General features: G+C 32.1%; 23 protein-coding genes, 2 tRNA genes and 1 pseudogene. 11 read left to right on the forward strand and 15 right to left on the reverse strand.

Annotation, left to right across the window (positions count from 1 at the left end; translation table 11 throughout):
• Nucleotides 1-125: 125 nt before the first annotated feature.
• The 3 genes from BLW23_RS17620 to BLW23_RS17630 all read right to left on the reverse strand — a co-directional run bounded on the left by BLW23_RS17620 (nt 126) and on the right by BLW23_RS17630 (nt 1,602).
• Nucleotides 126-1,217 carry a DUF2652 domain-containing protein gene (locus tag BLW23_RS17620; protein WP_093672331.1) on the reverse strand — a complete coding sequence of 364 codons (1,092 nt, stop codon included), beginning with the start codon at nt 1,215-1,217 and terminating at the stop codon, nt 126-128.
• A gap of 174 nt (nt 1,218-1,391) precedes the next feature.
• Nucleotides 1,392-1,464: transfer RNA gene (locus BLW23_RS17625), tRNA-Phe, on the reverse strand.
• Between the two features lie 65 nt (nt 1,465-1,529).
• Nucleotides 1,530-1,602: transfer RNA gene (locus tag BLW23_RS17630), tRNA-Phe, on the reverse strand.
• Nucleotides 1,603-1,712: 110 nt separating this feature from the next.
• Here BLW23_RS17630 and BLW23_RS17635 point away from each other — a divergent pair.
• From BLW23_RS17635 to BLW23_RS17665, 6 genes are all read left to right on the forward strand, one after another.
• On the forward strand, nt 1,713-2,444 hold the full coding sequence (locus tag BLW23_RS17635) for a type III pantothenate kinase (protein WP_093673173.1): 732 nt from the start codon (nt 1,713-1,715) through the stop codon (nt 2,442-2,444).
• On the forward strand, nt 2,437-3,726 hold the full coding sequence (locus tag BLW23_RS17640; protein ID WP_093672333.1) for a hypothetical protein: 1,290 nt from the start codon (nt 2,437-2,439) through the stop codon (nt 3,724-3,726). Before BLW23_RS17635 ends, BLW23_RS17640 begins: the two co-directional genes overlap by 8 nt.
• A gap of 14 nt (nt 3,727-3,740) precedes the next feature.
• Complete coding sequence (locus BLW23_RS17645; protein WP_255362826.1) at nt 3,741-5,054, forward strand: hypothetical protein; 1,314 nt, start codon at nt 3,741-3,743, stop codon at nt 5,052-5,054.
• A gap of 3 nt (nt 5,055-5,057) precedes the next feature.
• On the forward strand, nt 5,058-5,630 hold the full coding sequence (gene lptC, locus BLW23_RS17650) for an LPS export ABC transporter periplasmic protein LptC (RefSeq protein WP_093672335.1): 573 nt from the start codon (nt 5,058-5,060) through the stop codon (nt 5,628-5,630).
• A 205-nt stretch (nt 5,631-5,835) separates the two neighbouring features.
• Nucleotides 5,836-7,125 (forward strand): hemolysin family protein, encoded by a 1,290-nt coding sequence (locus BLW23_RS17660; protein ID WP_093672339.1) that lies wholly within the window; start codon nt 5,836-5,838, stop codon nt 7,123-7,125.
• Between the two features lie 100 nt (nt 7,126-7,225).
• The gene (locus tag BLW23_RS17665; RefSeq protein WP_093672341.1) at nt 7,226-9,346 is read left to right on the forward strand and encodes a peptidylprolyl isomerase; all 2,121 of its coding nucleotides are present in this window, start codon (nt 7,226-7,228) and stop codon (nt 9,344-9,346) included.
• A gap of 156 nt (nt 9,347-9,502) precedes the next feature.
• Here the strand turns inward: BLW23_RS17665 and BLW23_RS17670 are convergent, their stop codons facing one another.
• Together BLW23_RS17670 and lpdA are read right to left on the reverse strand one after the other, a co-directional pair.
• Nucleotides 9,503-11,320 (reverse strand): T9SS type A sorting domain-containing protein, encoded by a 1,818-nt coding sequence (locus tag BLW23_RS17670; protein ID WP_093672343.1) that lies wholly within the window; start codon nt 11,318-11,320, stop codon nt 9,503-9,505.
• A gap of 161 nt (nt 11,321-11,481) precedes the next feature.
• Nucleotides 11,482-12,882: a dihydrolipoyl dehydrogenase gene (lpdA, locus tag BLW23_RS17675; RefSeq protein WP_093672345.1), complete on the reverse strand. Its 1,401-nt coding sequence runs from the start codon at nt 12,880-12,882 to the stop codon at nt 11,482-11,484.
• Between the two features lie 262 nt (nt 12,883-13,144).
• Between lpdA and BLW23_RS17680 the strand changes: the two genes are divergently transcribed.
• From BLW23_RS17680 to BLW23_RS17690, 3 genes are all read left to right on the forward strand, one after another.
• On the forward strand, nt 13,145-13,615 hold the full coding sequence (locus BLW23_RS17680) for a heme-binding domain-containing protein (RefSeq protein ID WP_093672347.1): 471 nt from the start codon (nt 13,145-13,147) through the stop codon (nt 13,613-13,615).
• A 157-nt stretch (nt 13,616-13,772) separates the two neighbouring features.
• Nucleotides 13,773-15,008 (forward strand): glycosyltransferase, encoded by a 1,236-nt coding sequence (locus BLW23_RS17685; protein WP_255362827.1) that lies wholly within the window; start codon nt 13,773-13,775, stop codon nt 15,006-15,008.
• 60 nt (nt 15,009-15,068) lie between these two features.
• Nucleotides 15,069-15,461, forward strand: coding sequence for a MerC domain-containing protein (locus BLW23_RS17690; protein WP_093672349.1), 393 nt, complete (start codon nt 15,069-15,071; stop codon nt 15,459-15,461).
• 90 nt (nt 15,462-15,551) lie between these two features.
• Here BLW23_RS17690 and BLW23_RS17695 read toward each other — a convergent pair whose 3' ends face one another.
• The 8 genes and pseudogenes from BLW23_RS17695 to BLW23_RS23530 form a co-directional block, all read right to left on the reverse strand.
• Nucleotides 15,552-16,985, reverse strand: a complete 1,434-nt coding sequence (locus BLW23_RS17695) for a DUF3526 domain-containing protein (RefSeq protein ID WP_093672351.1) — start codon at nt 16,983-16,985, stop codon at nt 15,552-15,554.
• A gap of 2 nt (nt 16,986-16,987) precedes the next feature.
• A complete protein-coding gene (locus BLW23_RS17700; RefSeq protein WP_093672353.1) occupies nt 16,988-18,391 on the reverse strand; it encodes an ABC transporter permease in 1,404 nt (467 codons plus the stop codon).
• Nucleotides 18,388-19,104 carry an ABC transporter ATP-binding protein gene (locus BLW23_RS17705; RefSeq protein ID WP_093672355.1) on the reverse strand — a complete coding sequence of 239 codons (717 nt, stop codon included), beginning with the start codon at nt 19,102-19,104 and terminating at the stop codon, nt 18,388-18,390. Before BLW23_RS17705 ends, BLW23_RS17700 begins: the two co-directional genes overlap by 4 nt.
• A gap of 22 nt (nt 19,105-19,126) precedes the next feature.
• Complete coding sequence (locus tag BLW23_RS17710; RefSeq protein ID WP_093673179.1) at nt 19,127-19,591, reverse strand: DUF4625 domain-containing protein; 465 nt, start codon at nt 19,589-19,591, stop codon at nt 19,127-19,129.
• A gap of 92 nt (nt 19,592-19,683) precedes the next feature.
• Complete coding sequence (locus BLW23_RS17715; RefSeq protein WP_143032221.1) at nt 19,684-20,508, reverse strand: hypothetical protein; 825 nt, start codon at nt 20,506-20,508, stop codon at nt 19,684-19,686.
• Nucleotides 20,509-20,518: 10 nt separating this feature from the next.
• Nucleotides 20,519-22,882, reverse strand: coding sequence for a TonB-dependent receptor (locus BLW23_RS17720; RefSeq protein ID WP_093672359.1), 2,364 nt, complete (start codon nt 22,880-22,882; stop codon nt 20,519-20,521).
• Between the two features lie 110 nt (nt 22,883-22,992).
• Nucleotides 22,993-23,328 carry a hypothetical protein gene (locus BLW23_RS17725; protein WP_093672361.1) on the reverse strand — a complete coding sequence of 112 codons (336 nt, stop codon included), beginning with the start codon at nt 23,326-23,328 and terminating at the stop codon, nt 22,993-22,995.
• A gap of 157 nt (nt 23,329-23,485) precedes the next feature.
• Nucleotides 23,486-23,593 (reverse strand): annotated as a pseudogene (locus BLW23_RS23530) (transposase); the annotation flags it as partial.
• Between the two features lie 108 nt (nt 23,594-23,701).
• Here BLW23_RS23530 and BLW23_RS17735 point away from each other — a divergent pair.
• Together BLW23_RS17735 and BLW23_RS23325 are read left to right on the forward strand one after the other, a co-directional pair.
• Nucleotides 23,702-24,214: an IS1/IS1595 family N-terminal zinc-binding domain-containing protein gene (locus BLW23_RS17735; RefSeq protein WP_093672363.1), complete on the forward strand. Its 513-nt coding sequence runs from the start codon at nt 23,702-23,704 to the stop codon at nt 24,212-24,214.
• A gap of 263 nt (nt 24,215-24,477) precedes the next feature.
• Nucleotides 24,478-24,705: a hypothetical protein gene (locus BLW23_RS23325; RefSeq protein WP_093672365.1), complete on the forward strand. Its 228-nt coding sequence runs from the start codon at nt 24,478-24,480 to the stop codon at nt 24,703-24,705.
• A 33-nt stretch (nt 24,706-24,738) separates the two neighbouring features.
• On the opposite strand, the gene BLW23_RS23330 is transcribed toward BLW23_RS23325, so the two are convergent.
• Together BLW23_RS23330 and BLW23_RS17745 are read right to left on the reverse strand one after the other, a co-directional pair.
• Entirely contained in the window at nt 24,739-24,912 is a 174-nt protein-coding gene (locus BLW23_RS23330) for a hypothetical protein (protein ID WP_176829871.1), read from the reverse strand.
• Between the two features lie 27 nt (nt 24,913-24,939).
• Nucleotides 24,940-25,509: a DUF4372 domain-containing protein gene (locus BLW23_RS17745; RefSeq protein WP_093672367.1), complete on the reverse strand. Its 570-nt coding sequence runs from the start codon at nt 25,507-25,509 to the stop codon at nt 24,940-24,942.
• Nucleotides 25,510-26,024 lie beyond the last annotated feature (515 nt).

Below are 26,024 nucleotides of genomic sequence, written 5' to 3' on the forward strand. Positions count from 1 at the left end.
CTATATATAGCTTTTGTTTTCTTTAAAATTAAGAACTCGAGCAAGTTATTGTTCGGGTTTTTTAGTGGTTTAATGAAATTAACGTGTTGAGATTGGATTTCTGGGGTACTTCCGTTAGGGAACATCTATTTGATTTCAGACTTTTTTAAACTCTCAATAATATTATTTAACCTCTCTAACGATTCAGTAAAATTTTTAGTGAGTAACTTTTTAGCAAAGAACAAGATTATCATCTTTTTGATGAAAGATTTTGGTTTCCAGTAAAACTCTACTTCTAGCTTCGTTTCATAATTTGAAATGGGAGTAATATTAAAGAATTGATAAAGCTCTTTAAATAATGGAGAATCAATGTTTTTTTCACCGTAGATGAGTTCGTCGTTTTCGTTTTTCTTGGTTACAACTTTAAAGTTAAGATGCTTTCCACCTATAACACAAGCATGTTCCGTTCCAAGTCGAGTAACCTCATTTATAGTAAACTTGATATCGTCAACACCTTCACTCCAAAAATTTCGGTATTTATAATTGGTAATTACTTCAAGGAGTTGGTTCGAAGTAGTTTTAAAAACTCTTTTAAAGGTCATATTAGGTCTCCTGTTGATTTCTAGATGACTTTCTTCAAGAAAAGGTTTTAGTGTTAGATTTTCGGTGTTAATTTCAGAAAAAACATAATGAATATTTTTACCGTCAGAGTCGCTTCCTTGTTGAAAATTAAAAAGTGAAGTTTTATAGGATAATGACATATGGAGTTCTTTCATTAAATCGTTACTTATCAAAACGTAATTGTCGCTTTTTACCTTATTTTTCAGCAGTCGGTGAACTTGAATAACGGACTCTCCAAAAGGTTTTCTGTTGTTTTGAACTTTTAAGAATTGTAAATCTCCAGCATGAGCCACAATTTTTAATTGAAGGTTTATAGCACTTGAACAAGCCATACAAGGACAGATTCTGTTTTTTTCCATCATTTTTAGATGCCCGTAAAATGAGGTATACATGGTTTCAATTTGTGCTAATAGCTTTTCTTGAGAAGGTACTTCATTTTCTTTATAAAAGAAAAGTGCATCTCCTTCAATTTCAGCTAACGATAATTTTTGCGTGTTGGCTGCAATAAGTACTTCTAATAATTCAGCAATTACATGTTGACTGTGTTCTACTTCAGTATTTTGTACAAAATGGGTAAAACCAGAGATGTCAGGAATAAAAAGTAAAGATTTAGCCATATGCAAATATAGGTAGGATAATCAATGAAAAAAATTGCTTAAGTTGATTACTTTTTTTGTGATATTGTATTTAGATATAAGGATGAAATTTTTTCTTGATTGATTATTGGTCTAACAAAACCGAAGTTTTTTCATAATTAAAAAGCCTAAACAAACGTGTTTAGGCTTTCAAGGTGGTGCCTCCAGGAATCGAACCAGGGACACAAGGATTTTCAGTCCTTTGCTCTACCAACTGAGCTAAGGCACCAGTTGCAAATCGAAGTAGCTTAAGTAAAATAAAACTCGCACGACTTATGCGAGCTTTATTTTTTGTGGTGCCTCCAGGAATCGAACCAGGGACACAAGGATTTTCAGTCCTTTGCTCTACCAACTGAGCTAAGGCACCAGTTAGCTACTTTCGCTAAGCGGATGCAAATATACAATCGTTTTTTAATTTACCAAAAGAAAAGAAATAAAAAAAGTATAGTAATTTTGAACTTTTCTAAAAATATAGAGATGAACTTAATTATTGATGTAGGTAATACAAGGGTTAAAGTAGCTGTTTTTGAGAGTGGTAAAATACTTGAGGTTTTCGTTTTTCAAAAAGAAAAATTACTGGAAAATTTAAATAAAATTCTTCAAGATTTTTCTGTAGAGCATACTATTGTTTCTTCTGTAGCTAGTTTCACGGATAAAGAAATTGAAAAAATAGATCAATTATTGAGTCCATTATTTTTGAACTCTGAAACGAAAGTGCCATTTAAAAATAATTACGATACTCCAAAAACATTGGGTGTGGATAGAATTGCTTTGGCGGCTGCAGCCGTAGATCAATATCCAAATGAGAATGTATTGGTAATCGATGCGGGTACTTGTATTACTTATGAATTTATAACAAAGAACAAGGAATATTTAGGCGGAGCTATTTCTCCAGGAATAAAAATGAGGTATAATGCGCTTCATACATTTACATCAAACTTACCGCTACTAAAATCGAGTCAAATAAACAGTTTTATTGGAACGAATACCAATAATTCTATTCATTCTGGCGTTGTAAATGGAGTATACAATGAAATAAAAGGACTTATTAATCAATATACAAGTGAATTTCAAGATTTAACAGTTGTTTTAACAGGAGGTGATACAAAATTCTTGGAAGAACAATTAAAAAGTGTCATATTTGCCCAACCGAATTTTATTTTGGAGGGATTACACACTATTTTGATTTATAATTTAGCGGATGATTAAGAGGTTTATATTAGGAATATTAACATTAGGAACAACAACAATAGTAGCACAGCGTAATAGCGCATCGCCATATTCTTATTTCGGAATAGGAGAAAATTTTGAACAGTTAACAGTCGAGCAATCTTCTATGGGTGGCATAGGAGTCGCTATGAAAGATCATTTCCACTTAAACTTTACAAATCCTGCTGCAAATGCTGATTTAAAAGTAGCAACATATGCAGTTGGAGGAAGTTTTAGCTATTTAACATTAAAGGAATCCAATGGATCGGCTTCTGGTAAATCAACAAGCTTAAGATACATAGCTTTAGGTTTACCCGTAGGAAAGAAAATGGGTATTACCGTAGGACTACAACCCTATTCATCGGTTGGATATGCCTTATTAAACAGCAGTTATTCTGGGGAAGAGTTATTAGAGATATCAAGATTCAGTGGAAGCGGAGGAACAAATAGATTATATGCTGGATTTGGAGCTTATATTTTTAAAGGTTTTTCTGTAGGAGCGGAAGCTAGTTTCATTTTTGGAAATTTAGAAAATAATATTTTTAATCAGAAAAATAACGTCTCTCTTGGAACCAAATACGAAGAAGAGGTGAATATTAGAGGAGGTCAGTTTAAGTTTGGTGCACAATATGAAACTGAACTAAAAAATAAATTAAAGTTCAACACAGGAGCTTCAGTTGTAATGGAGAGCGACTTATCTGCTACAGGTTCTGAAAGATTATACTCTTTAACCTTAGGTAGTTCGGGTATTGAGCAAGGAAGAGATACTTTGTATGCAAGAAGCATATCTGGAAATATAACAATGCCATATAAAGCTTCAGTTGGGGTTGGTTTAGGGAAAACTGATAAATGGTATGTTGGAATCAATCAAGAATTTAGAGAAGCAATTTCCACATCGAATGGAATTAATACAGCGGCTGACGGCTACCAATATGAAAGTGGAAGAAAATTTTCGATTGGAGGATTTTATATACCTAAAATAAACTCAATATCAAGTTATTGGGATAGAGTAACCTATAGAGCTGGTGTACGTGTTGAAAAGCTCGGAGTTTTAGTTGATGGGTTAGGTACAGGTCAAAATTTAACATCGATTGACGACTTTGGCATAAATATTGGATTCGGATTACCGTTACCAAAATTATTATCTAATGTAAACCTTGGTTTTGAATATGGTCAACGAGGAACAATTAGTAATAATTTAGTCAAAGAGAACTATTTTAATGTGAAGTTGAGTTTATCACTAAACAGTATAAATTGGTTCGTTAAAAGAAAGATAGATTAATATAAAACTGATAAATGATGAAAAAAATTACGTATTTACTAACAGGAGTACTTTTGTTTGTAGCCGTAAATGGGGTTAAGGCACAAGCAGGTCAAGAATGTAATATAAAATATAACCTGTTTAAAGGAGATGTTACGAATAAAAAATATGATGCGGCGAAAACCAATTTGGAATACTTATTAACCAATTGCCCTTCATTATCAGTTAATATTTATAAATATGGACAGAGGATAGCTGAGAATAATGGAGATCATGTTTTAGCAAAAAGAATATACGAAGGTAGGTTAGCTAACTTTCCTAAGAAAAGCCCAGCAAAGGTTCATGGAGATTACGCTAATTACATGTACAAGAATAAATTGGGGACTAATGATGAGATTTTTGGTATACTAGATAAAGCTTTTAAATTAGGTGCTAAGAATATGGGAGTAAAGAATATCTTAAGATATTTTGAACTTGTTGTTGAAAAGTATAAAGATACCGATCCTCAGAAAGTTTTTGATACGTATGATGAGGCTGTAGAGTCAGTACAGGAGAAGTTAGATGATTATGGTAAAAGACTTAAGGTTTTATTACCAAAAGAAGAGGCTGGTACTTTAGATTCTAAGGAGAAAAAGAAATTAAAAGTAGCTAGAGTAAATTCAAGTTCTTTAGGACAGGTTGAAGGTGGTTTGGATGCTTTAATATCAAAAATAGCCACTTGTGAAAGATTAATACCTATTTATACGAGAGATTTCGAAGCTAATAAAACCAATGGAGTTTGGTTAAGAAGAGCGGTGTCTCGTATGTACAACAAAGGATGTCAAGAAGATCCATTGTTTGAAAAATTAGCATCAGCTTATGCAGATGCAACACAATCAGCAGATGCATTTAACTTTGTTGCTGGAGTTTTGGAAAAGAATGGAGATAAAGCAGGAGCCGCTGATATGAGAAAAAAGGCCTTTGATTTAGAAACAGATCCATTAAAAAAGGCAAAACTTAAATTAAGAGAAGCTCAAGGAGTAAGAGGAAGTAGAGGTAGAGCTTTAGCATTAGAAGCATTAAAGTACGATCCTAACTATGGTAAGGCTTACTTATACATTGCAAGTTTATATCAAAAGAGTGCTAACTCTTGTGGTAGCGACGAATTTGAAAAGAGAATGGTATACGTAGCAGCGTTAAACAAAGCGCAAAAGGCTCAAAGAGTTGATCCGGGTTGTGGTGCTGGTAGATATATCAGAAGCTATAGAGCAAACATTCCTTCTAAGAAATTGGTTTTTCAAAAAGGTGTTGCTTCAGGTTCATCTCACAGAGTTGGATGTTGGATAGGAGAAACAGTTCGTGTTCCATAATATATGTTGAATACAAATAAAATATTGATAAAATGCATTGCTACCATTGGTTTGGTGGCAATGTTTTTTTCATGTACAAATACGAAGAAAGAGGTGCAAGATTTTCTTGCAGATAAAAACCTGCCAATTGCTGTAGGGAAAAATATAAATCATGTTTACAAAGACTCTGGTAAGGTAACTTCAAAGTTAATAACTCCAGTATTGCATGATTTTACAAATAGAAAAGAACATCCGTATAATGAGTTTCCTAATGGAATTGAAATAGTTTCTTACGAAAATAATGGAAAGGATTCGGTAACAATAACCGGAAACTATGCACGTACTTATGGTAAAACGAGTATTTCGGAAATTAGAGATAATGTGGTAATTATTAACCACAATGAAAACTCTAAGCTAGAAACGAATCAATTGTTTTGGGATCAAAAAGAAAAGTATTTTTTTACTGAAGATGGCTTTCGCTTAACAAATCCTACAGACACCATTAATGGCTATGGTTTTGAGTCTAAACAAGATTTAACAAAATGGATAGCCAAAGACATTACGGGTGAAATACAAACAAAAGAAGAAGAATTATAATGAATACACTTTGGAAATATTTACAGTATGGTTACTTAGTGGTAGCGGTTATTTTTTTGGTTGAAGGGATATTAAAAATAAATTCTGACCTTCCAGAGGCATTAATAATGTTTGGTTTTGCTATATTTATCCTACTAATTTTTTTATTTAAAAGGCGCTTTAGAAAAAAAGTTATTGATAGAAACAAGTAAAACTAACCCTACAAATGCAATTTGAAATTATTATTATTTTCTTTTCTGTGCTGTTTTCTGCATTTTTTTCAGGAATGGAAATAGCATTTGTGTCTGCAAATAAGCTTCATATTGAGTTAGAAAAAAAACGTGAGGGCTTTTTAGCTAAAGTTCTTAGAACTATCACAGAGAAATCATCAAGATTTATTACTACGATGCTTGTGGGTAATAATGTAGCTTTGGTGGTTTATAGTTATTTCATGGGAGAGCTTTTAATCGAATGGTTTCAAATGTTCTTACCTTCTGAATATGTAATTCTGAATTACCTATTGGTAGATGCTAAATTACTGACGCAAACATTAATTTCAACATTAGTGATTTTAGTAACCGCTGAGTTTTTACCAAAAGCGATTTTTAGAATTTATGCCAATGAAACGCTTAAAATTTTTGCAATTCCAGCCTACTTTTTCTATTATATATTTTTTATCCCAACATGGATTACTAGTAAGATATCGGATTTTTTTCTAAATGTTTTGTTTAAAACCAAAGAAGATTCAGAACAGAAGGAATTTAGTAAGGAAGAATTAGGAAATTATATATCTGAGCAGTTAGATGGAGGAAATAATGAAGAAGAGGTTGATTCTGAAATTCATATTTTCCAAAACGCGCTGGAGTTCTATAAAGTGAAGGCACGTGAAATTATGGTGCCAAGAACTGAAATAATAGCGGTCGACATACATAGCACGGTAACTTATTTAGGTGAGCTTTTTATTGAAACAGGACTTTCAAAAATAATTGTTTATAAAAATTCCTTAGACGAGATTTTAGGATATGTCAATGCTTTCGAGTTGTTTAAAAAACCTCGAAGTATTAAATCTATTTTACTTCCTGTAGAATTTGTTCCAGAATCAATGATTAGTAATGATATTTTAAATTCTTTGATAAAAAAACGAAGAAGTATAGCGGTAGTGGTTGATGAGTATGGAGGTACTGCGGGTATTATAACAGTGGAAGATATTGTGGAGGAGTTATTTGGTGAAATTGAAGATGAACATGATAGTATTGAACTTCTTGAAGAACAAATTGGTGATAAGGAATATCATTTTTCTGCTAGATTGGATGTCGATTACTTGAACGAAGAGTATGACTTGAATATTCCAGAGGAAGACGCTTATGAAACTTTAGGAGGATTTATTATAAATCATACCGAGAATATTCCTGAAAAAGACGAGGTTTTAATCATCGATAATTTTCAAATTAAAATACTGAAAGTTAGTGCATCCAAAATCGATACAATAAGTTTCGAAGTGTTAATAGAGGAATAAGCGCTATTATAAGAAAAACTACCTTAAAACAGCCAAAAAAACGTTGCATTATTAAATGTGAAATTGTATTTTCGCCCCTGTTAATTAAATAAAATGACGTATGGCAATTTTATCGAAGATTAGAGAACGCTCAATGTTCTTGATACTTGTTGTTGGTTTGGCGCTCTTTGCATTTGTGTTAGACCCATCTACTATTTCAGATTTTTTCAATTCAACCAAAGTAAATGATATTGGATCCGTGAACGGTGAAACAATATCACGTCAAGAGTTTTCTGACGCTTTAGAAGCATACAAGCAAAATTCAGGTGGTAGAGTTTCTGAAATGCAAGCAGCAAAAAATGTATGGAATAGCTTATTACGTCAAAAAATTTATGAAGCTCAATTAGAAAATGCAGGTATAACTGTTGGTGAAGCAGATATCATGAATGCTTTAATAGAGTCTTCTGGTGTTCAAAACCAAGAGAGATTTCAAACAGAAGGTATTTTTGATAGGTCTAAGTTCACTGAGTTTTTAGCAACTATCAAAGAAGCGAATGGAGACGAGTGGAGAGCTTGGCAAGGTTATATGGGATCTCTTAAAAGCAATTTAGAGAAAACAACATATGATAACTTGGTAACTTCTGGTTTAGGAGCTTCTTTGAAAGAAGGTGAAAACAAGTACCTTACTGAAAACACTAAAATTTCTGGTAAATATGTTTACGCTCCTTATACATTAATAGCGGATAGTTTAGTTACTGTAACGAAAGGCGATGTTAAGAAGTATATAGAATCACACGCTTCTGATTATGAAGTAGAGGCTTCAAGAGATGTTAAATTTGTGAAATTCGATATCAAACCTACTTCAGAAGATGAAGCAGTAATAGAAAAGAATGTTGCTTCATTTATTGAAGATTCTGAAAAGAATGGAATAAAAGCAATTGGATTAAAAAATACAACTGATTATTCTGAATTTTTCGACGAAAATGATTCGGATGTAGCTTATGATGATAAGTTCCAATTTAAAGTTCAAGTACCTCAGGTAATCGCGGATAAATTATTTGAAGGGAAACAGGGAGATGTATTTGGACCTTATAAAGATGGGAACTTCTTCAAATTATCAAAAATTACCGAAGTAACTCAATTACCTGATTCAGCTCAGGCAAGACATATTTTAGTTCCTTTCGTTGGAGCTTCAAGTGCTGATCCATCAATAACAAGAACCGAAGAAGAAGCTAAGGTATTAGCCGATAGTTTAATGGCAGCTGTAAAACAGTCTCCTTCGAAGTTTGCTGATTTAGCAAAGGATTTTTCTTCTGATAAAGGTTCGGCTTCTAAAGGTGGTTTTTACGATTGGTTCGGTTATAATAGAATGGTAACTGAATTTAGAGATTTCGTATTTAAAGGAAAGAAAAATGATATTGGTGTTGTAAAAACAGTTTTTGGTTTTCACGTGATTAGAACCGAAGATCAAAAGAACTTTCAACCTGTATTAAAATTAGCAACTTTCGGTAAAGAGATCGTAGCTTCTGAAGCAACAGAAAACACCATTTACCAAGGAGCGGAGTTATTTTCTCAGGATTTGGCAAACGGTAAGAGTTATGATGAAGTATTGAAAGAAAAGAGTTTAAAATCGTTACCAGCAGTTGGATTAAAGGCTTTAGACGAGAATGTTCCTGGTTTAGGAAATGAAAGAGATATCATCACTTGGGCATTTGAAAAGGATGTGAAAGTAGGAGATTACAAACGTTTTGATATAGAAGGAGGATATGCTGTTGCCGTTTTAACAAATAAAACATCAAAAGGATTAATGTCTGTAGATAAGGCTACTGCCTCAATAAGACCAATTTTAGTAAAAGAAAAGAAAGCTAAAATGTTAGAGGATAAAATGACCGGATCTACTTTAGAAGATATCGCTAAAAATGCTGGTCAGACAGTAAGAAATGCGAACAAAGTTAATTTGCAATCGCCTACATTAGCAGGAGTTGGTTATGAACCAAAGATTATTGGAGCTATGTTAAGCGCAAAAGAGAATACGATGTTTAACAATGTTGTTGGAGATAGAGGAGTGTTTGCTTTTTCTGTTGAATCAAAAGAATTACCAACGGCTTTACCGAATTACGATACGTATAGAAAGAGATTGGCTAACGATCGTAAGAATAAATCATTCCAAATTTTTGAGGCGATTAAGAAAGCTTCTGAAATTGAAGATAACGTAGGTAATTTCTACGGTATTCAGCAATAAGAAAGGAATTTAAAAGACCATATGAAGCAAAAAGCCCGAGAGTAATCTCGGGCTTTTTTTACACTAATTGTGATTCTAAACACTCTACTATTTATATCTTAAGTTTCTTTAAATTCTTAGTTTCGTAATAGTCAATGGCTTTTTAAATAGCTAAAATTATTGCTTAACTATTTTAAAGCTTTTTAGTTTTCCGTTTAAATCTACCTGTACGATATATAGTCCTGAATGTAATTCCTCAACATTAACCTCGAAATTTTTAGAACGAATTTCTTCAGTTCTTTCAATTACTTTCTGACCATTTAAGTTAAATACATTAATTCGATAATTAGTAGCTGTATTGTAATTCTCGAAGCCAGTGAGATTAAATTTCAAATAGTGTTCAACCAAAGTGTTCTGTAGTTGTAAAGTTAATTTATTGGTTGATTGTATGGTTGTTTTGTTGGCAAATGAGGAAATGTCTAACTTCCCTACGGTAAATCCTGATATAATATTTCTTTTAAAATCTTCATGATTAGCTGAAATATATACACTGTATGAACCGTTGTCGAAAACGGAAGTGTCAAGAACAAAGCTTTCGCTATTCTCATTATAATCTAATGTTTTTATAAAGGTATTGCCAGTTATTTTGTTGCCTGCTAAATCTGCTGTTTTCGATATTACAGCCGAAATGTTTGTTGCATGAATAGGGTTTTTTGTATTAACGAAATTTACCCTAATAAGGTTTGATGAGTGATCATGATTATAGATCATTTTAACGCCATTCGGTTGGTGTAAATAGGCAACATATTTAGAGTTCGAAGAAATATCAATCTTATTATTTTCTGATAAAAGATTGTAAGAACTAACATGATTATTAATATCGTTTGACTTCTTGGAACAAATGAATTTATTTTCTGAAAGAGAACTATTATTCGATTTTAGCTTAAATGAGCTCTTTTTACTGGGATGAAAAACAACTAAACGTGCTTTTGAATTATCTATATCTAATGTTAATTGATCATAACTGTTTTCTGAATGTACTATTTGATAGTCGCTTGATATTTCAGATTCTTTATGAGAGTTTCCTTTTCTATTAATAGCGTTTCTAGGCGAGTTTCCTGACAGAATGGGCTCTATATAGTTCCATACGTATTGACCCAAAGCAACGTCGATATGATCAAGCCTAAGTTCGTTTTTATTAAACAAAAAGTTACCATTTGGTCTTAGAGTACTATTGTAAGAGGCAACACCATCGTTTGTACCTTCTCTTGTATATAAAATAGCACCACTAGTAAACATTAAAGGAGCCAGAATCGTATGACCACTAGCAAATCCTGAACCTCCAATTATATAGAATTTATCGGGTTCGTTATTGGGGTGATTATCGAAATAGGGTCGAACAATATTTCTACAATAATAGGTTGTTGATGTGGCACTGCCTTCATTGAGGCCAGTATGACGCCATATCCAATTAAACCACCACTGTTGAGAGAGATCTGCTAAATAGGTTCCCCAGTAGGGAGTTCCTAAAGCAAATACTTTATTTACCTTATTACTTTTATTATATGCATACATAGCAACTTCACTGGCTTTACCACCATTACTATGTGCAACAATGTTCAGATTATTAACATTGTATTTATTACATATTATATCAATAGATTCGGCCAATAACTGTCCGTTTTTCCACATACCTTCTCCTCGAGTTGTGGCAACAAATACCACCTGATAGCCAGCATTATAAGCTTCTTGATAAAACGTATTATTCGTGAAGAAAAGTTGGTTTAAGTCTATATATCCATGATTGAATAGAATAACTTTTCCATTAAAGTTATTGGGAACTGCACCATAATGAATGGTAGAGTGTATTAAAGGACCAATAAATAATGAACTTAAATTGTCGGGAGTTGGAAGTTGTTTTTCATGAAAGTTTTGAGAAAACAATATATTCGAATAGAAAATAAGAATAAATAGTTTCAATAATTTTAATTTCATTGTAAGGAGGGTTTTTAATTGGAAATTAAATTATCGAAAAAAAACAGGACTAACCTTGTGAATTTTAAAGTTTTATGGTTTTTATTTTGATAATAATACAAAATGAAAAAGCGGCTCCAATTTCTGGAGCCGCTTTTAATATCATATAATGTCTGTTATTCTTAAGCGTTTAAAGGCTTTCCATCCCAAGCAGCTTTTGCCGCTTCTTTAATTGCTTCTGAATAAGTAGGATGTCCATGACATATTCTAGCAATATCTTCTGCAGAAGCTCTAAATTCCATCGCTACTGCCATTTCCATAATTAAGTCAGCAGCACGGGCTCCAACAATATGTACACCTAATACTTCATCAGTAGTTTTATCAGCCAAAACTTTTACAAAACCATCCAAATCTCCACTAGCACGAGATCTTCCTAACGCGCGCATTGAAAATTTACCAGCTTTATACTCGATCCCTGCATCTTTTAGCTCTTGTTCAGTTTTACCTACAGCGGCAACTTCAGGCCAAGTATATACAATACCAGGAATTAAATTATAATCAATATGAGGTTTTTGACCAGCTAAGTATTCAGCAACAACAACTCCTTCCTCTTCAGCTTTATGAGCTAACATTGCTCCTTTAACCACATCACCGATAGCATAAATAGTACTAACATTTGTTTGTAAGTGGTCGTTTACTTCTACTTGCCCTCTTTCAGATACTTTTACACCTGCCTTTTCAAGAGCCAATCCATCGGTATATGGGCGACGTCCAACAGCTACTAAACAGTAATCTCCGTTGAATGTAACTTCCTCACCTTTTTTATTTGTAGCTTTCACAATAACCTCGTCTCCATTTCTTTCAACAGAAGTTACTCCATGACTTACATTAAACTTAACACCTTGTTTCTTTAAAACTTTTGTCAATTCTTTAGAAACATCTTTATCCATTGTAGGAGTAATCGTAGGCGCATATTCAATTACGGTAACATTCGCTCCTAATCTTTTATAAACTGAACCTAATTCAAGTCCAATAACACCACCACCAATAACTAATAAATGTTTAGGAACTTCTTTTAATTTTAAAGCTTCAGTTGAAGTGATAATGCGTTCTTTATCAATGGTGATAAAAGGTAAAGAAGATGGTTTTGAACCAGTAGCAATTATAATATTGGTACCTTCAATAACTTCTGAAGATCCATCGGTTTTCGTAATTTTTACGTGAGTTGCATCTTCAAATGAACCAAGACCTTCATATACTTCAATGTTGTTCTTATCCATTAAGTATTTGATACCTCCAGTAGTTTGTTCAACTACAGAAGCTTTTCGTCCAACCATTTTTGAAAAATCGAAAGTAGGTTTCTCAACAGAAATTCCATGCTCTTCAAAATGATGAACTGCATCATAATAATGATGAGAAGAATCTAATAAAGCTTTTGAAGGAATACATCCAACATTTAAACAAGTTCCACCTAAAGTCGAATATTTTTCGATAATAGCAACTTTAGACCCTAATTGAGCAGCTCTGATTGCAGAAATATATCCACCAGGACCAGAACCAATAACGATTAAATCGTATTTCATTTTTATGCGTTTTTAAAAGCGTGCAGCTTAGATTATTTAGTTCTTTTTAAGAAGCACAAATGTACGATTATTTGTGATATTATACCTTTATACTAAAGAATTACTATTTTTAGAGAGCAAAAACAAACAGAATAAAATCGTCATGTTTAAAATCGTTATCATACCAGTTATTTCAATTGGTAAATGGTAGTATTAATATAAAGTAAACGTTATTTTAAACTTGAGGAATTAAAATTAAGTACGTAACAAAAATAATAGAGAAATGAGTATACTAAAAAAAGTAGGGGTAGTAGCACTAGGAGGGGTATTAATAGCACAGTTCTTTCAACCAGAGCAAAATTTAGGTGAGTATGAAAGTGTAAAAGTTTTTTTAGCGGAAACTAAAACGAGTGCAGAAGTGGAAACAATACTTAAAAAAGCATGTTTTGATTGCCACAGTGCGAAAACAAATTATCCATGGTATGGGAAAATTACACCTATAAATTATTGGATGGCGCATCATGTCGAAGAAGGAAGAGAACATCTTGATTTTTCTAACTGGAGCAATTATAGTTTAAAAAAGAAAGAACATAAAATGGATGAAGTTCATGAAGAGGTTGAAGAAAAGCATATGCCGTTAAAGTCATACACAATTACCCATGGAGACGCTAAGTTAACAGAGGAAGAAATTAAAACGTTGGTCAATTGGGGGAAAACAGTTCAGGGAGAATATAAAATGATTTTAGAGAAATAGTATCATTAAATATATTTTAGAGTTGTGGAAAACAAAGTACCTTTGATGTGTTATTTAAAGGTTCATAAAAAGGTGCTGTAGAACCAGGAGTTACCTTGGAATTCTTTAGGACCTTTAAATTAGAAAGGAATACGATAAATTTATATACGAAAGGTTATTGAAAAAGCACATTGTAATAATTGGGTATGTTTGGGTTGAACCCAATTCTTCAGCAGCAGGAAGCAGAATGCTTCAACTAATAGAAATATTTTTGAAGAATAAGTATTCTGTTACTTTTGCATGCCCCGCTCAAAAAACAGAACGATCAATAGATTTAAATGAATTAGGTGTAAAAGAGGAGGGAATTACGTTAAACTCCTCTTCTTTTGATAATTTTATTAAGGAAGAATCCCCTTCTATCGTAATGTTTGATAGGTTTATGATGGAAGAACAATTCGGATGGAGGGTAACTGAAAACTGCGCGAAATCCTTGAAAATTCTTGATACAGAAGATTTACATTGTTTAAGAAAAGTGCGTCATCAGGCTTTTAAAAAGCAAAGAGAATTTGAACTTTCAGAATTGTTAAGTTCAGATTTGGCTAAAAGAGAAATTGCTTCAATATTAAGATGTGATGTCTCATTGATTATTTCTGAGTACGAAATAAAACTACTAAAGGAAGTTTTCAAGATTGATGAAAAACTATATATCCATTTACCTTTTTTACTCAATAAACTTGAACCAAATCATGTAGATCATTGGCTTTCTTACAATAATAGAGTTGATTTTGTTTTTATTGGTAACTATTTACATGCTCCGAATGTGAATGCGGTTGTGGAATTAAAGAAGAGAATATGGCCTTTGATTAGAAAAGAGTTACAAAATGTGCAATTACATATTTATGGAGCTTATCCACCTGATCATATTTTACAAATGAATAATGCTAAAGAAGGCTTTATAGTAAAAGGAGCAGTTGACAATGCTTTAGCAGTAATTGAGAAAGCTAAAGTAATGTTGGCTCCGTTAATGTTTGGAGCGGGTATTAAAGGAAAACTAACAGATGCTATGTTAGTAGGAACTCCAAGTGTAACTACCGAGATAGGCGCAGAAGGGATGAGAGGGCATTTACCATGGAATGGATTCATTGAAAACGATAGTGCTGATTTTGCGATAAAGTCGGTGAAATTGTATACGGACAATCAATTATGGAAAGAAAAACAAGGGAATGCAATTGAGATTATAAATTCAATATACGATAAAGAAAAACTAGAAATAAGGTTTAGTGAAGAAATAGAGAATAGATTGTTACATCTTGATGCTTATAGGAACAACAATTTTATAGGGAGTCTTTTGAATTTTGAAACCATACGAGCAACCAAATACATGAGTAAATGGATTGAAGAGAAGAATAAATAAATAGTGGTTCTTTTTTAAAATAGTAATATATTTGCAACTTAGTTGCGTTAAAATATTATTATGATCCGGAAACTTACTATCGACTCTAATAACATTGGGATAATTAGTTCATCTTTATGTTTTGTACATTGTTTAGCTACACCATTTCTTTTTTTGGCAAAAACATGTTCAGTAACTTGTTGTGAGTCCAGCCCAGTATGGTGGAGATTAATTGATTTTTCATTTTTATTGGTTTCTTTTTATGCAGTGTATTCTGCATCTAAAAGTACGAGTAAAAACTGGATTAAAGTTGCTCTTTATTTAACATGGATTGTATTGTTTGCAATTATCTTAAATGAGTACTTTCATTTTATACCTTTATTTGAAGAGGCAATTTATTTACCATCTTTTTTATTAATAGGCTTGCATTTTCATAACAAAAAACATTGTAAAGATGATAATTGCAATGTTTAAGGAATTATTCACAATAAAAAAAACACCCGTTATTTGATTAACGGGTGTTTTCTATTTTAGAATCATTTTGAAGGTTATTTATTCCAAAGATTACATATGTATAATGGTACCTTTTTTCAATTTTAATTTAAAAGTAGATATACTAATTAGAATAATACCCAATGAAAAGATAAAAAGCGGAATTAGAGCTTTAGGAACTGAGGTTGATTTGGGACTACTAAAAGTAAATTGAGGTAAGTCCTTAAATTTCTCCGTTGAAAATTTTTCATTTTTATAAAGCATCGGAACAAAATAATTTCTCCACTCTTTAGCATACACACTTACTTGTTGCCTATAATTTTGATAATCTAAAGTAGAGGTTCCTGCAATAGAGTTAAATGCTTGTTGAAGTATAATCGCTGGCGAAAAGTATTGCCATTTTTTTACCCAGTTTTGCTGTTCTTTTAATTGTTCTTCATAGGTTTTAACTAAAGGAGCTAATTCATCCTCGATTATGTCTTGTGAAGCTAAATACTTATGCCAAAACGAATAATTTGTCCCGTTACCATTGTCGGCATACTCAGGATGATCTCTCAAGAAATTGTCCAAAATTTTATCCTGTTTTTTAGAAATTTCTTCTTTAAATTCACGTACCTCTGTTATTAACTTGGTTCGAGAAGGAACTGGGTATAATGAATTACCGAACTGACTTATCGTAGCCGGGATGATTAGAATGATTACTACCCATATGGCTAATAAAGACACCGCATTCTTTGCTGAGTTATTAACAAAAATATTAACTGAGAATACAATTGAAAACCAGAAAGTGATGTATGCGAAGATCAATAAAAACATTGAAATGAAACTAGAAAAGTTTTGAGCGAAATCAAAACCATTAATAGCAAATGTTACAATTAAAATGAGTAATGTAATAAAGACTAGCCATGCATAACGAATTCCTATTTTTTGGAGCGCCCATTGTATTACTGAGATTGGCTGAGATGCGATTAACTTTAAGGATCCAAATTCTTTTTCAGCTGAAAAAATATTAAAGCTAAATGCTATTATTATTAATGGGATAATGTAAATAATTACAAAGGCTAAATCAAAACTTCCAAACAATAACTGAACAGGGTTTGATAATTCAGAATAATTAAATAAAAAACTGTCTCCATAGGCTCTTGGTTGAACGTAATGAGTGAATAAATCGCTTTGTCCTTGAGAAATAAAACTTAATACCTTAGGAGGCATTGCAGCAACTCTAGGATTAGAATACCCAATAGTCATTGGTCTTTGAGGACTTTTCCATGAACTTATGTTCATTTCATGTCCTTTTTCCAAAGAGTCTAGAATTTGCAGTATTTTTTGATCCTTTTCTATGACAGTATTTTTGATCTTCTCAATATCAGCAGTACGCCTATTTACTTTTTGTTGACCATTATATCCCGCAAAGAAAATAACAATAAACATTGTAATAAAAAGTAATATTAACCACTTACTTCTTAATAATGTTTTTAATTCATATTTAAAATTGTGTGCAAACATTCTTAGTATTTTTTATTGGTTAATAATAAGATCAAACTTGAAACTCCAAACCATAATAAAAGAATTATAAATAGTGAAGAATTACTTGGAACCACCGTCGAAAATGAAGCTTTTTCGTATTCGAACTCTGGTAGTTTAGACCAAATATCACTTGAAGCCACATAGCGCTCACCATATTTAGAATTTCGCTCCTCAGTACCATTTAAAAAGCGTTGTGCTTCGACTCTATATTTTTCGGCAGCTTCTGCAAAATTTCTATGACTATTATAATCAGTTTGTGCAATTGCCATTGAAAGAAAACGGGTAGGTAAAAATGGAGAAATCACTGAAATAGTTTTATAAACTCCATGTTGATTTTGCGCTTGCTTTTTTATGTAATCATAATGCTTAGCATATACGGCAGCTTGGTATTCCTCACCTTTTTGCATTCTATAGGCACTAAAATTAAAAGGAAGTTTATGCAAGCTATCTACTCCATATTTTTCAAGGACTTCTTTCTCTAATTTTTGCGCTTGCTTATTCCATGGGTTATGTCCGTCTAATCCTTTTTTGTTTTCTTCCTCAATTCTTTTTGAAAATTCCTGATGTGTTGGGAATGGATATTGAGTTTCGGCTAAATTGCTAGCAATTTTAGGAGCAACAAAACAGGCTAACACCCAAAAGAATAAATTGATAACTAACGAGATACCTGATTTTTTTGCTAATGAAGAAATAAGCAGGACAATATTGGTAAAAACTATATAATAAAAACAATAAGTAAAAAACAAAGTTCCTAAAGCATATAAATTTAAAGAACCAAAGTCATCAATGCTTGTTAATAATATACCGCTAATTAAAAATAAAATGGTGGTAATAACTATTGGTGGAATTAATGTAGCAAACCACTTACCAATGAGTAATTTCCAACCTACAATACCTTGACTTTTTAGAATTTGAAAAGTATTACCTTCAATTTCTTTGGTAAAACTGTTATAACCAATAAGTATAATTATTAAAGGAAGTATGTATAGAAGAATGAAATCAATAGTGAGCTCACCAAAACGAGATAGTGCGGTTTGATCGGAAGCATTGCTAAATTGAGCCTCATTCCTTTTATGAGCTTCTAAAAAGATGGAAATTCCAGTATATTTATTAACTCCTTGATCAATTAGTGATAAGGGAGATTTAGGCTTGAAAACATAGTTCCCATAATGGGCAGCGGAGTGAGGCGTTTTTTCGCCTTGCGATTCCCAAGATTTTCGTTCCTTTTGTTTCGCTTCTTGATGTTGATTATTAACAGTTTTGTATTGATTGGATGTAATGAACAAAGCTGATATGGCTAGTAGTACGATTATCAGAGAAGCTATTTTAAACCGACCATCACGAAAAGTTTCTTTGAACTCTTTCTTTATTATGTGGCTTATCATAGGGCAGGTTCTTTTAAAATCATAGTATCTAAATACAATTCTTCTAATTCACGAAGAGAAATATTGTCAGAAGGTATATGATGTCTTAATGTACCTTCTTTCATAATTCCAATATTAGTTCCTATCTCTTTTGCTCTAAAAATATCGTGAGTGGCCATCAGAATAGCAACGCCTTCATCTCTCATTTTTTTTAGCAGTGCTCCAAATTCATTACTAGATTTTGGATCTAAACCAGAGGTTGGCTCGTCTAATAATAGTACTTTAGCTTCTTTTGCAATAGCCAGAGCAATGCCTACTTTTTGACGCATACCTTTTGAAAAAAACTGGACTCTTTTATGAAAAGCTTCATGTTGTAAACCAGCTTCTTCTAAATACAATTCTAAATCAGTTTTAGAAAATTTCTTACCGCTAATTCCTAAAAAATAATCTAGGTTTTCAACAGCGGTTAATGTAGGGTACAACATTAAATTTTCAGGAATATATGTTAAAAACGACTTTGATTGAGTCGCATTTTCAGTAACATCCAAACCATTAATATATGCTTTACCTGAAGTAGGAGCGATAAAGTTTAATAAAAGATTAATTGTTGTCGATTTTCCTGCTCCATTTGCACCAAGTAAACAAAGAATCTCTCCTTGTTCAACACTTAAGTTCAAATTTTGTAGAGCCGTAAAATCGCCATAATTTTTTGATAAGTCTTTAGTTAAAATCATAAGGCATGTCTTAATTAAGTTATTATTGAATTTTTATATCGATAGACGTTCTACTTTGCCACCCTGTAACGTCAATCACGGAAATTTGACAATGATAATCTCCAGAATCAATATCATTAGGAATGTTTATTTCCTGATTTATTTCGTATTCTTTAGGCGTATTTTCAATTGAAAAGTTTTGCATATAGATTAAGGGAGTTACAGGCGTTTTTATTGGGGCTAGTTCACATTGAGCTCCTTGATCGTCATGTGTATGATGATCAAAGTTGTGATGAATATCAATGGCATACGTGGCTAAAGCGATATTATCGGAAACTTTAACTTTAACAGTATATTGCTTTCCCTTTTCTAAAATATCACAAGATTTAGGAAAACCTGCATCATATTGAACAGTAATCGTTGGTTTCGTAGTATCTGGTTCGTCATTGTCGCTATTGCAGGCAATGGCTAATAATGTAAGTAAAAATAGTAGTCCTAATTTTTTCATTGTTTTCATTTTATTAAATGTGTTTCAAATTTAAATAGAATTAGATTAAATAAAAAAAAGAACTTGATATTATCAAGTTCTTTTTTTTATCGCTACTGTATTCTAAATGGCACCGACAGTTTTACGGCTTCACTTTCTCCACTTTCTTTAACATAAATGTTAAGCCAATATCCTCCAGCTGGTGATTCTGGAATCAGGTCATAATGATAATGAATTTCTGGATTTCTTACGTTTTCATATAAGTTGGCAGGTAGTATAGTGACTACGTTATCCCATTTTCCAACTTCAACATTTTGTCCTTCTCTCCATTCCTTAAACCATAATTGGTATTTAATTTCGGTAACAGTATTGTTTCCAGAAATATATTGGTATTCTGTATGAAGTTCATCTGCTCCTATCGCTACAACATTATTTTCACCAATTTCCATGTTTTTGAACTTTTTAATAATGTGAAGCTCTTTAGTTATTGCACTTTTCGATCCATCCTCATGCTCAACTGTAATTTTGAATTTATAAATACCTTCTGCAGGTCTAAATGAAGGTTCATATCTGTTTTCTTCATCAAAGTATACATGATAGTGAATATGCGGATTCAATTGTCCTTCATAGCTATCAACAGGTACTAAATGATCTTTTAATTCCCATGCAACTTCCCCCGCTTGAGGTGTTGAAATGTTATGAGGTTTTACATTGAAGTAAATTTTAGTAACCTTGCTTGTACCTAGATAATCGAATTCAGTATGCACGTCAATATTAGATTGAGGAAGAACTAGTTGCGAATTCCCTAGTTCAATCCCTGTAAATCTTTCTGTATTAATGTTTTCATCAAACGATGATGGTAGCGTTTCTTCATCACTACATGAAACCATGACAATACTTAATAATAGTAGGATTAGTGTTTTAAAATTGTTTTTCATGAATAAAAATTTAAAATGTTTGTATTAGTGTAATTGAAAAATTTCTTCCAGGTTGAGGAACTTCTATCAGCCTATAAAAACTTGTATGATCAAATGCTTTTCTATTGAAAAGGTTGTTTATTTTTCCTTGAATTTTGAGCGGATTTATTTTTGAAAATGCCAGTACATTGGTGCGTAAGCCTAAACTAAATAAAGAGTAGCCTTCAGTGGTTTTTTCTGGTGGAACGATCTCGTTCTGGTCTGAAGCAAATCTACCACTGGCAAAGAGATTAATATCATTAAAATAAGACCAAGGCTTTAGGGTATATTCTAAGGATAAAACTCCAGTAAGAGGTGGCGAAAAAGGTAACGTAAAGTTCTTTTTTCTACCGCTAAGTTGCTTAGCTTTTACATATTCTAAAGACCCTGACAAAGTAATCGAATTTGTAGGTCTATAATGCGCCAGAATTTCACCACCATATCTGAATACTTCACTTTGTTGATATTGGTATTTTTGTAATGTTTGATAATATTCTGAGGATGGACTCAAATAGATATAATTATCAAAATAGTTGACAAATGGTGTTAGTTGAAAATCTACTTTATTAAAGTTGGTTTTAAATTCAGCATCTATTTGATAAGAACTTTCGGGATCTAAATCCAAAGAGCCTTCTTCATAACGATACATATGGTAGTTTACGCCATCTGAAGCTAATTCATTAGCCAAAGGAATTCTGAAACTTTTGCCAATATTTATTTTATAAGAGGTGTTTTCTTTTATGTAGCTTATTCCTGCAGAGGCACTGAAATTGCTAAAGTTTAAATTTCTTTCTTCTGCACGTTGGAGTTTTTGTTGAGTAGTATTCCCATTTTGATCAATTACAGGAGAATAAAACCATTCATAATAAGGTTGTGTTTTAAGGGTACCGTAATCATATCTGATACCTCCATCAACATATAGGTTTTTATTTAGTTTTACTTGGTCGTAAACAAATGCACCAACTGTTAAACGATTATAAGCAGGAATTAAAAATCCCCATCCTGAAATATTATTATCTTGATATTCAAGGTTAATTCCCGTGGTTATGTTATGATTTTGAAAATAAGAGATTTGATCTTTAATATTTAGTGTATAGGTTGATTTCTCAAATAGACGCTCCATTGAATGATCGGGGGCTGGCATATAACCATGCGGAACTGGCTCAGAATGCTCTTCCCTATGGTTTTTTTGATATCCGAGTTCAATATCTAAACTGTTGTTTTCAAAAGATATATTTGTATTGTTTGTTATTTTGAAATGATTTACTTTATGAAAAGGCAAATCAATATCTCTATTACTTTCATCATAGTTAATACGGGAAGTTCGTACCTCTAGGCCATGGGCATTCGCAAAAAAGCCATTTTTCGCATTAATATTACTAAAGGTTGTAATAGAGGTTATATTGTGATGAACATATCCTAATGAAAAACCAATATTGTGATTGTATCCAGCGGTATTTCGAAGGTAATTCTTATGAAGATTAAAAATATAATTGTCGTAATTTATTTTAGTTGTAGGAACTTTAAAGTCGCCATAATCCTCGTGAGTTATTCTAGCCTTATAAAACCAATGATTATAACGTTGTTTTATACCTACAGAAATACCATAAAAATCGTTGTTACTTCTATTAGTTAAGTTGAGTTCACCAGAGAAACTATTAATATTTGGAATACTATTGTTTTTTAAATTAATGACTCCTGAAATTGCATCTGAACCATAAAGTAATGAAGAGGCTCCTTTAATAACTTCAATGTCTTCGACGTTATATTGATCTATTTCTAATCCATGATCTGCTCCCCATTGCTGTGCTTCGTGTTTTATTCCGTTCTCAACGACAACAACTCTATTGAAACCTAATCCTCGAATAGTTGGTTTAGATTGTCCGGAACCAATAGTAATAGCGTTTACTCCAGGGATGTCACGTAGTGTTTGCATTAAACTATTATCTCTGTTCTTTTCTAGATAATTATTATTGACTTTAGAGGTAATGGCAGAAACTTTACTCAGTTTTTTTCGTGATTTTTTTGAAATTACTACTTCACTTAAAGTTGCGTTATTTAGCGTAAGAGCAAGAATGATGATCTCTTTTGTTGGAATTGAAATACTTTTATTTAAAGTTGTATAACCAACATGTGTTACCACTACCTCTTTAGAGCCAAAGGGGATGTTAGAAAGAAAGACCTTACCGTTTGATTTGGCATAAGCATGTTTTTTACCAATACTAACATGAGCATAAGGAATTTCTTTCTTCGATTTGGAATCGATTATTTTAAGAGTAACATTTTGAGTGTTTTGACTATAACTTAATGTATAGAATAAGACACAAAATAAATAGCTTAAGCTTTTATTTATCATTTAAAATAGAATTATAAACAGTCTGGAGTAATCAAATAATACATACCTGATTGTGTTCCAATATTTTCCTAAGAGGACTTCTTAGAAATGATATTGAAGAGATGTTGTGATTAAATAGTTTTTGGAGGGGCTCGTAAATGTAGATTTGAGCCATAACAATCAAATAACCAGTTTGGTTGGTAGTTATTGATTACTACATTCAATATTACAAGAAGTAATACTAAATCAAATAATGGAAATGTTGGTAGTTGAAAAGTTGGTATAGAAAATGAACAAATATTACAATGATCAGCTGTTGATTGGTAAATTTGAGTTACTTCATTAGAAGAGTTATAAGAGCTGTCATCATGATGATGTATCGCCTTCAAAACAATAGTACCTAACAATAGCATCAGTAAAAATACTGATGTAGCTTTTAGTAGATTTTTTTTGTTTTGTGGAGTCATTTTAAATTATTGCAACCAGATGGCAAAAGTAAATTTAAAGTGACGTTTTGAGACCTGAATTTTGTTAATGTTTTCAAAAAATACTCTTAAAGAGATAGCCATGAATTAGGTTCAAAGTATTACCATATTATTGCAAGAGAACAATACTAATAATACCTTTTATTTTCTTAAACATTAACTCTATTTGCCAACGTTTTTTATAGAGATTTGCAATATTTTCAGCAGGTTCATCAAATAAATTGGTTAGAAAATAATAAGCCTTGTTCTTTTCTTGATACTAAAAGCTTACCAGCCTTAGTTCCACCTCTTTTTCTATAGGCTATATTCTATAAAATGACTTAATTAAATTGTGTTTTAGAGAAAACTATAAGCAATGATTCCACAAGATTTTTCAGATTATTTTCAAGGGCTTGATATTTTAGTGCGTAAGCAAATTGTAGACGAACTATTATTAATGATTTCATACTCATTAGGAGATAATAATTTACTGCTATCGAGTGTGAAATCAAAAACTTGTGTGAGTTGTCCCAATTGTGGCTGCAATGATGTTCGTGCTAACGGAAAACACAAAGAAGTACAGCGTTATGATTGTAAGACTTGTAAGAAATATTTCAGAGATACTACGGGTAAATTGGTTTTTGGTCTAAAGAAACCAGAACTCTTCCCTACCTATTTATATCATATGTTAATGGGTCTTTCCATTGAAAAGTGTGCAAAACAGACAGGTATTTGTGTACAGACTTCCTTTGATTGGCGGCATAAGGTATTAAGTTCTTTTGATCAGGCTTGTCCAGAAGGTTTTCAAGGAATTGTAGAGAGTGATGATATTTTCTTTTTGGAATCTGGAAAAGGCAGCAGGGATTTGGAGAGAAAAGCACGAAAATGAGGAGGTAAAGCCACCAAGCGAGGAATTAGCAATGAGCAAATTGCCGTTGTTGTAACTTGTGACAGAGCGGATAATAAAGAGTTAAGAGTAATTACAAGAGGACCTATAAGTAAGAAAGATTTGGATAAAGTGTTTGAAGGAAAACTCGATAAGATGGAAACCCTTTGCACAGATACCCATCGATCCTATACAGCTTTTGCTAAAAGCAAGGAAATAGATCATCAAAAATTTAACGCATCAAAGGGACACGCGTAAAAAACAAAGTGTATCATGTCCAAAACGTAAACAATACGGCAGCAAGGCTAAGAAAATGGATGAGCCCGTTTAATGGTTTAGCTACAAAATATTTGCAAAATTATATGAACTGGTTTATGGTTCTTGAACGCATAAAGCAAAACAATCAACGACTAAAAGCTTTTGCTAATTATGCCTTTGCAGGGAAATTCGCATGGGAAATATGGAAGAATGGAACTAATTCAGTCGTACTTTAGAATAAAGCCTTTCTATATCATCATCTTTATATTTTAAGCTACTTTGGCATCTCTCAAGATATTATCTGGTGTAGCTTCCTCTAAGTCAAATTCTTCTATAAAACGTTCTTTGGCATTGTTTTTTAAACGGATTACAAAACAAATATCATTATTGTTACACTTATCAAATAAAGCATAGTTATTGTAGGCTTTAGCAAACAGTAACACCTCCCCAGGGTGAGCAACACCCTGATGTTATATAAATAAAGAATCGTGTTCTTTGGCATCGCTATGATAAGCTTTAACAGCAATACCTGCCTGCATATCTAGTTTTTGATAACTTTTTATACCTCCTTTTCGTTTGCCGTTGCTTGGATTACGACCCACACATTTAAAAATAGGCTGAAACAAACTAATTGTGGTAGAATCTATACTATGTACTTTTTTGTCGATAACTAATTGTTGGTGGCTGTCCGATAAATCTGGATAATATATCCCTACCAAATCATAATAGATATCTTCAAACACTTTATAATCTCTTCTTTTATTTGCATCAGATAAAGTGCTTTTATTGGGCGTGTAATCAAATTTACAATGACTTATTTTGTCTCCATAACGTACTATGCGTGAACACAGTTCACGCATATATGTACAACCTGAAGTAACTCCGTAAAGTAACGTAATTAGATGCTGAAAGGTGCTGAATCGCTTACAATAACGGCCAGATTTATGAGTTTCTGATTGAGATTCTACTTTCTCTTTTGGTATCAAATTTATAAGCTGACTAAAAATGGGCTGTCCGAAAAAAGTTGTATTTCTACTCATGGTTGGTTTTTTGGTGACATATTAAACCAACTCTACGAAAAAAACCTAATTTTTGATGTTTTTTTATCGGACACTAATGAATTTAAAAATTAATAAAGGATCCAAACCTAATTCCTAAAGTACGCGTCTGAGTGTATTTTTTTATCTAGTTTTTTTGGATGTAACAAACTTATGTAAAAGGTTTATCGAAAGAGATGAATATAGAATAAACTAGTAAACTCGATAATTAGGTTTTTTAAGAGAATATTGAAGAAACCTTAGTTTTTGTGTTAAATAATTAATTATATTCCTAGTGTGTGTTGATGTGTTTGTTTTTTTTTTTTAAAAAAAGTGTAAAAACAAATAAATATTTCATGTTTTATATATATATTAGCAGCGACTAAGAGTTTTGCACAAACGCTTTTTGTGTCTGTTGTAAGATTTAAATCATATTTAACCGTATGGAGTAGTTTACCTAAAAAACCAAAAAAATAGCCAAAAAATAACTTGACCTAATAGTTAAGTTATTTATCTTC

This window comes from Tenacibaculum sp. MAR_2009_124 (assembly GCF_900105455.1).
Lineage (GTDB): Bacteria > Bacteroidota > Bacteroidia > Flavobacteriales > Flavobacteriaceae > Polaribacter.

Excerpts from the sequence above, each read along its gene's own strand:
- BLW23_RS17620 (WP_093672331.1), bottom strand. The coding sequence starts at position 1,217 with ATGGCTAAATCTTTACTTTTTATTCCTGACATCTCTGGTTTTACCCAT.
- BLW23_RS17635 (WP_093673173.1), top strand. The coding sequence starts at position 1,713 with ATGAACTTAATTATTGATGTAGGTAATACAAGGGTTAAAGTAGCTGTT.
- BLW23_RS17640 (WP_093672333.1), top strand. The coding sequence starts at position 2,437 with ATGATTAAGAGGTTTATATTAGGAATATTAACATTAGGAACAACAACA.
- BLW23_RS17645 (WP_255362826.1), top strand. The coding sequence starts at position 3,741 with ATGATGAAAAAAATTACGTATTTACTAACAGGAGTACTTTTGTTTGTA.
- lptC (WP_093672335.1), top strand. The coding sequence starts at position 5,058 with ATGTTGAATACAAATAAAATATTGATAAAATGCATTGCTACCATTGGT.
- BLW23_RS17660 (WP_093672339.1), top strand. The coding sequence starts at position 5,836 with ATGCAATTTGAAATTATTATTATTTTCTTTTCTGTGCTGTTTTCTGCA.
- BLW23_RS17665 (WP_093672341.1), top strand. The coding sequence starts at position 7,226 with ATGGCAATTTTATCGAAGATTAGAGAACGCTCAATGTTCTTGATACTT.
- BLW23_RS17670 (WP_093672343.1), bottom strand. The coding sequence starts at position 11,320 with ATGAAATTAAAATTATTGAAACTATTTATTCTTATTTTCTATTCGAAT.
- lpdA (WP_093672345.1), bottom strand. The coding sequence starts at position 12,882 with ATGAAATACGATTTAATCGTTATTGGTTCTGGTCCTGGTGGATATATT.
- BLW23_RS17680 (WP_093672347.1), top strand. The coding sequence starts at position 13,145 with ATGAGTATACTAAAAAAAGTAGGGGTAGTAGCACTAGGAGGGGTATTA.
- BLW23_RS17690 (WP_093672349.1), top strand. The coding sequence starts at position 15,069 with ATGATCCGGAAACTTACTATCGACTCTAATAACATTGGGATAATTAGT.
- BLW23_RS17695 (WP_093672351.1), bottom strand. The coding sequence starts at position 16,985 with ATGTTTGCACACAATTTTAAATATGAATTAAAAACATTATTAAGAAGT.
- BLW23_RS17700 (WP_093672353.1), bottom strand. The coding sequence starts at position 18,391 with ATGATAAGCCACATAATAAAGAAAGAGTTCAAAGAAACTTTTCGTGAT.
- BLW23_RS17705 (WP_093672355.1), bottom strand. The coding sequence starts at position 19,104 with ATGATTTTAACTAAAGACTTATCAAAAAATTATGGCGATTTTACGGCT.
- BLW23_RS17710 (WP_093673179.1), bottom strand. The coding sequence starts at position 19,591 with ATGAAAAAATTAGGACTACTATTTTTACTTACATTATTAGCCATTGCC.
- BLW23_RS17715 (WP_143032221.1), bottom strand. The coding sequence starts at position 20,508 with ATGAAAAACAATTTTAAAACACTAATCCTACTATTATTAAGTATTGTC.
- BLW23_RS17720 (WP_093672359.1), bottom strand. The coding sequence starts at position 22,882 with ATGATAAATAAAAGCTTAAGCTATTTATTTTGTGTCTTATTCTATACA.
- BLW23_RS17725 (WP_093672361.1), bottom strand. The coding sequence starts at position 23,328 with ATGACTCCACAAAACAAAAAAAATCTACTAAAAGCTACATCAGTATTT.
- BLW23_RS17735 (WP_093672363.1), top strand. The coding sequence starts at position 23,702 with ATGATTCCACAAGATTTTTCAGATTATTTTCAAGGGCTTGATATTTTA.
- BLW23_RS17745 (WP_093672367.1), bottom strand. The coding sequence starts at position 25,509 with ATGAGTAGAAATACAACTTTTTTCGGACAGCCCATTTTTAGTCAGCTT.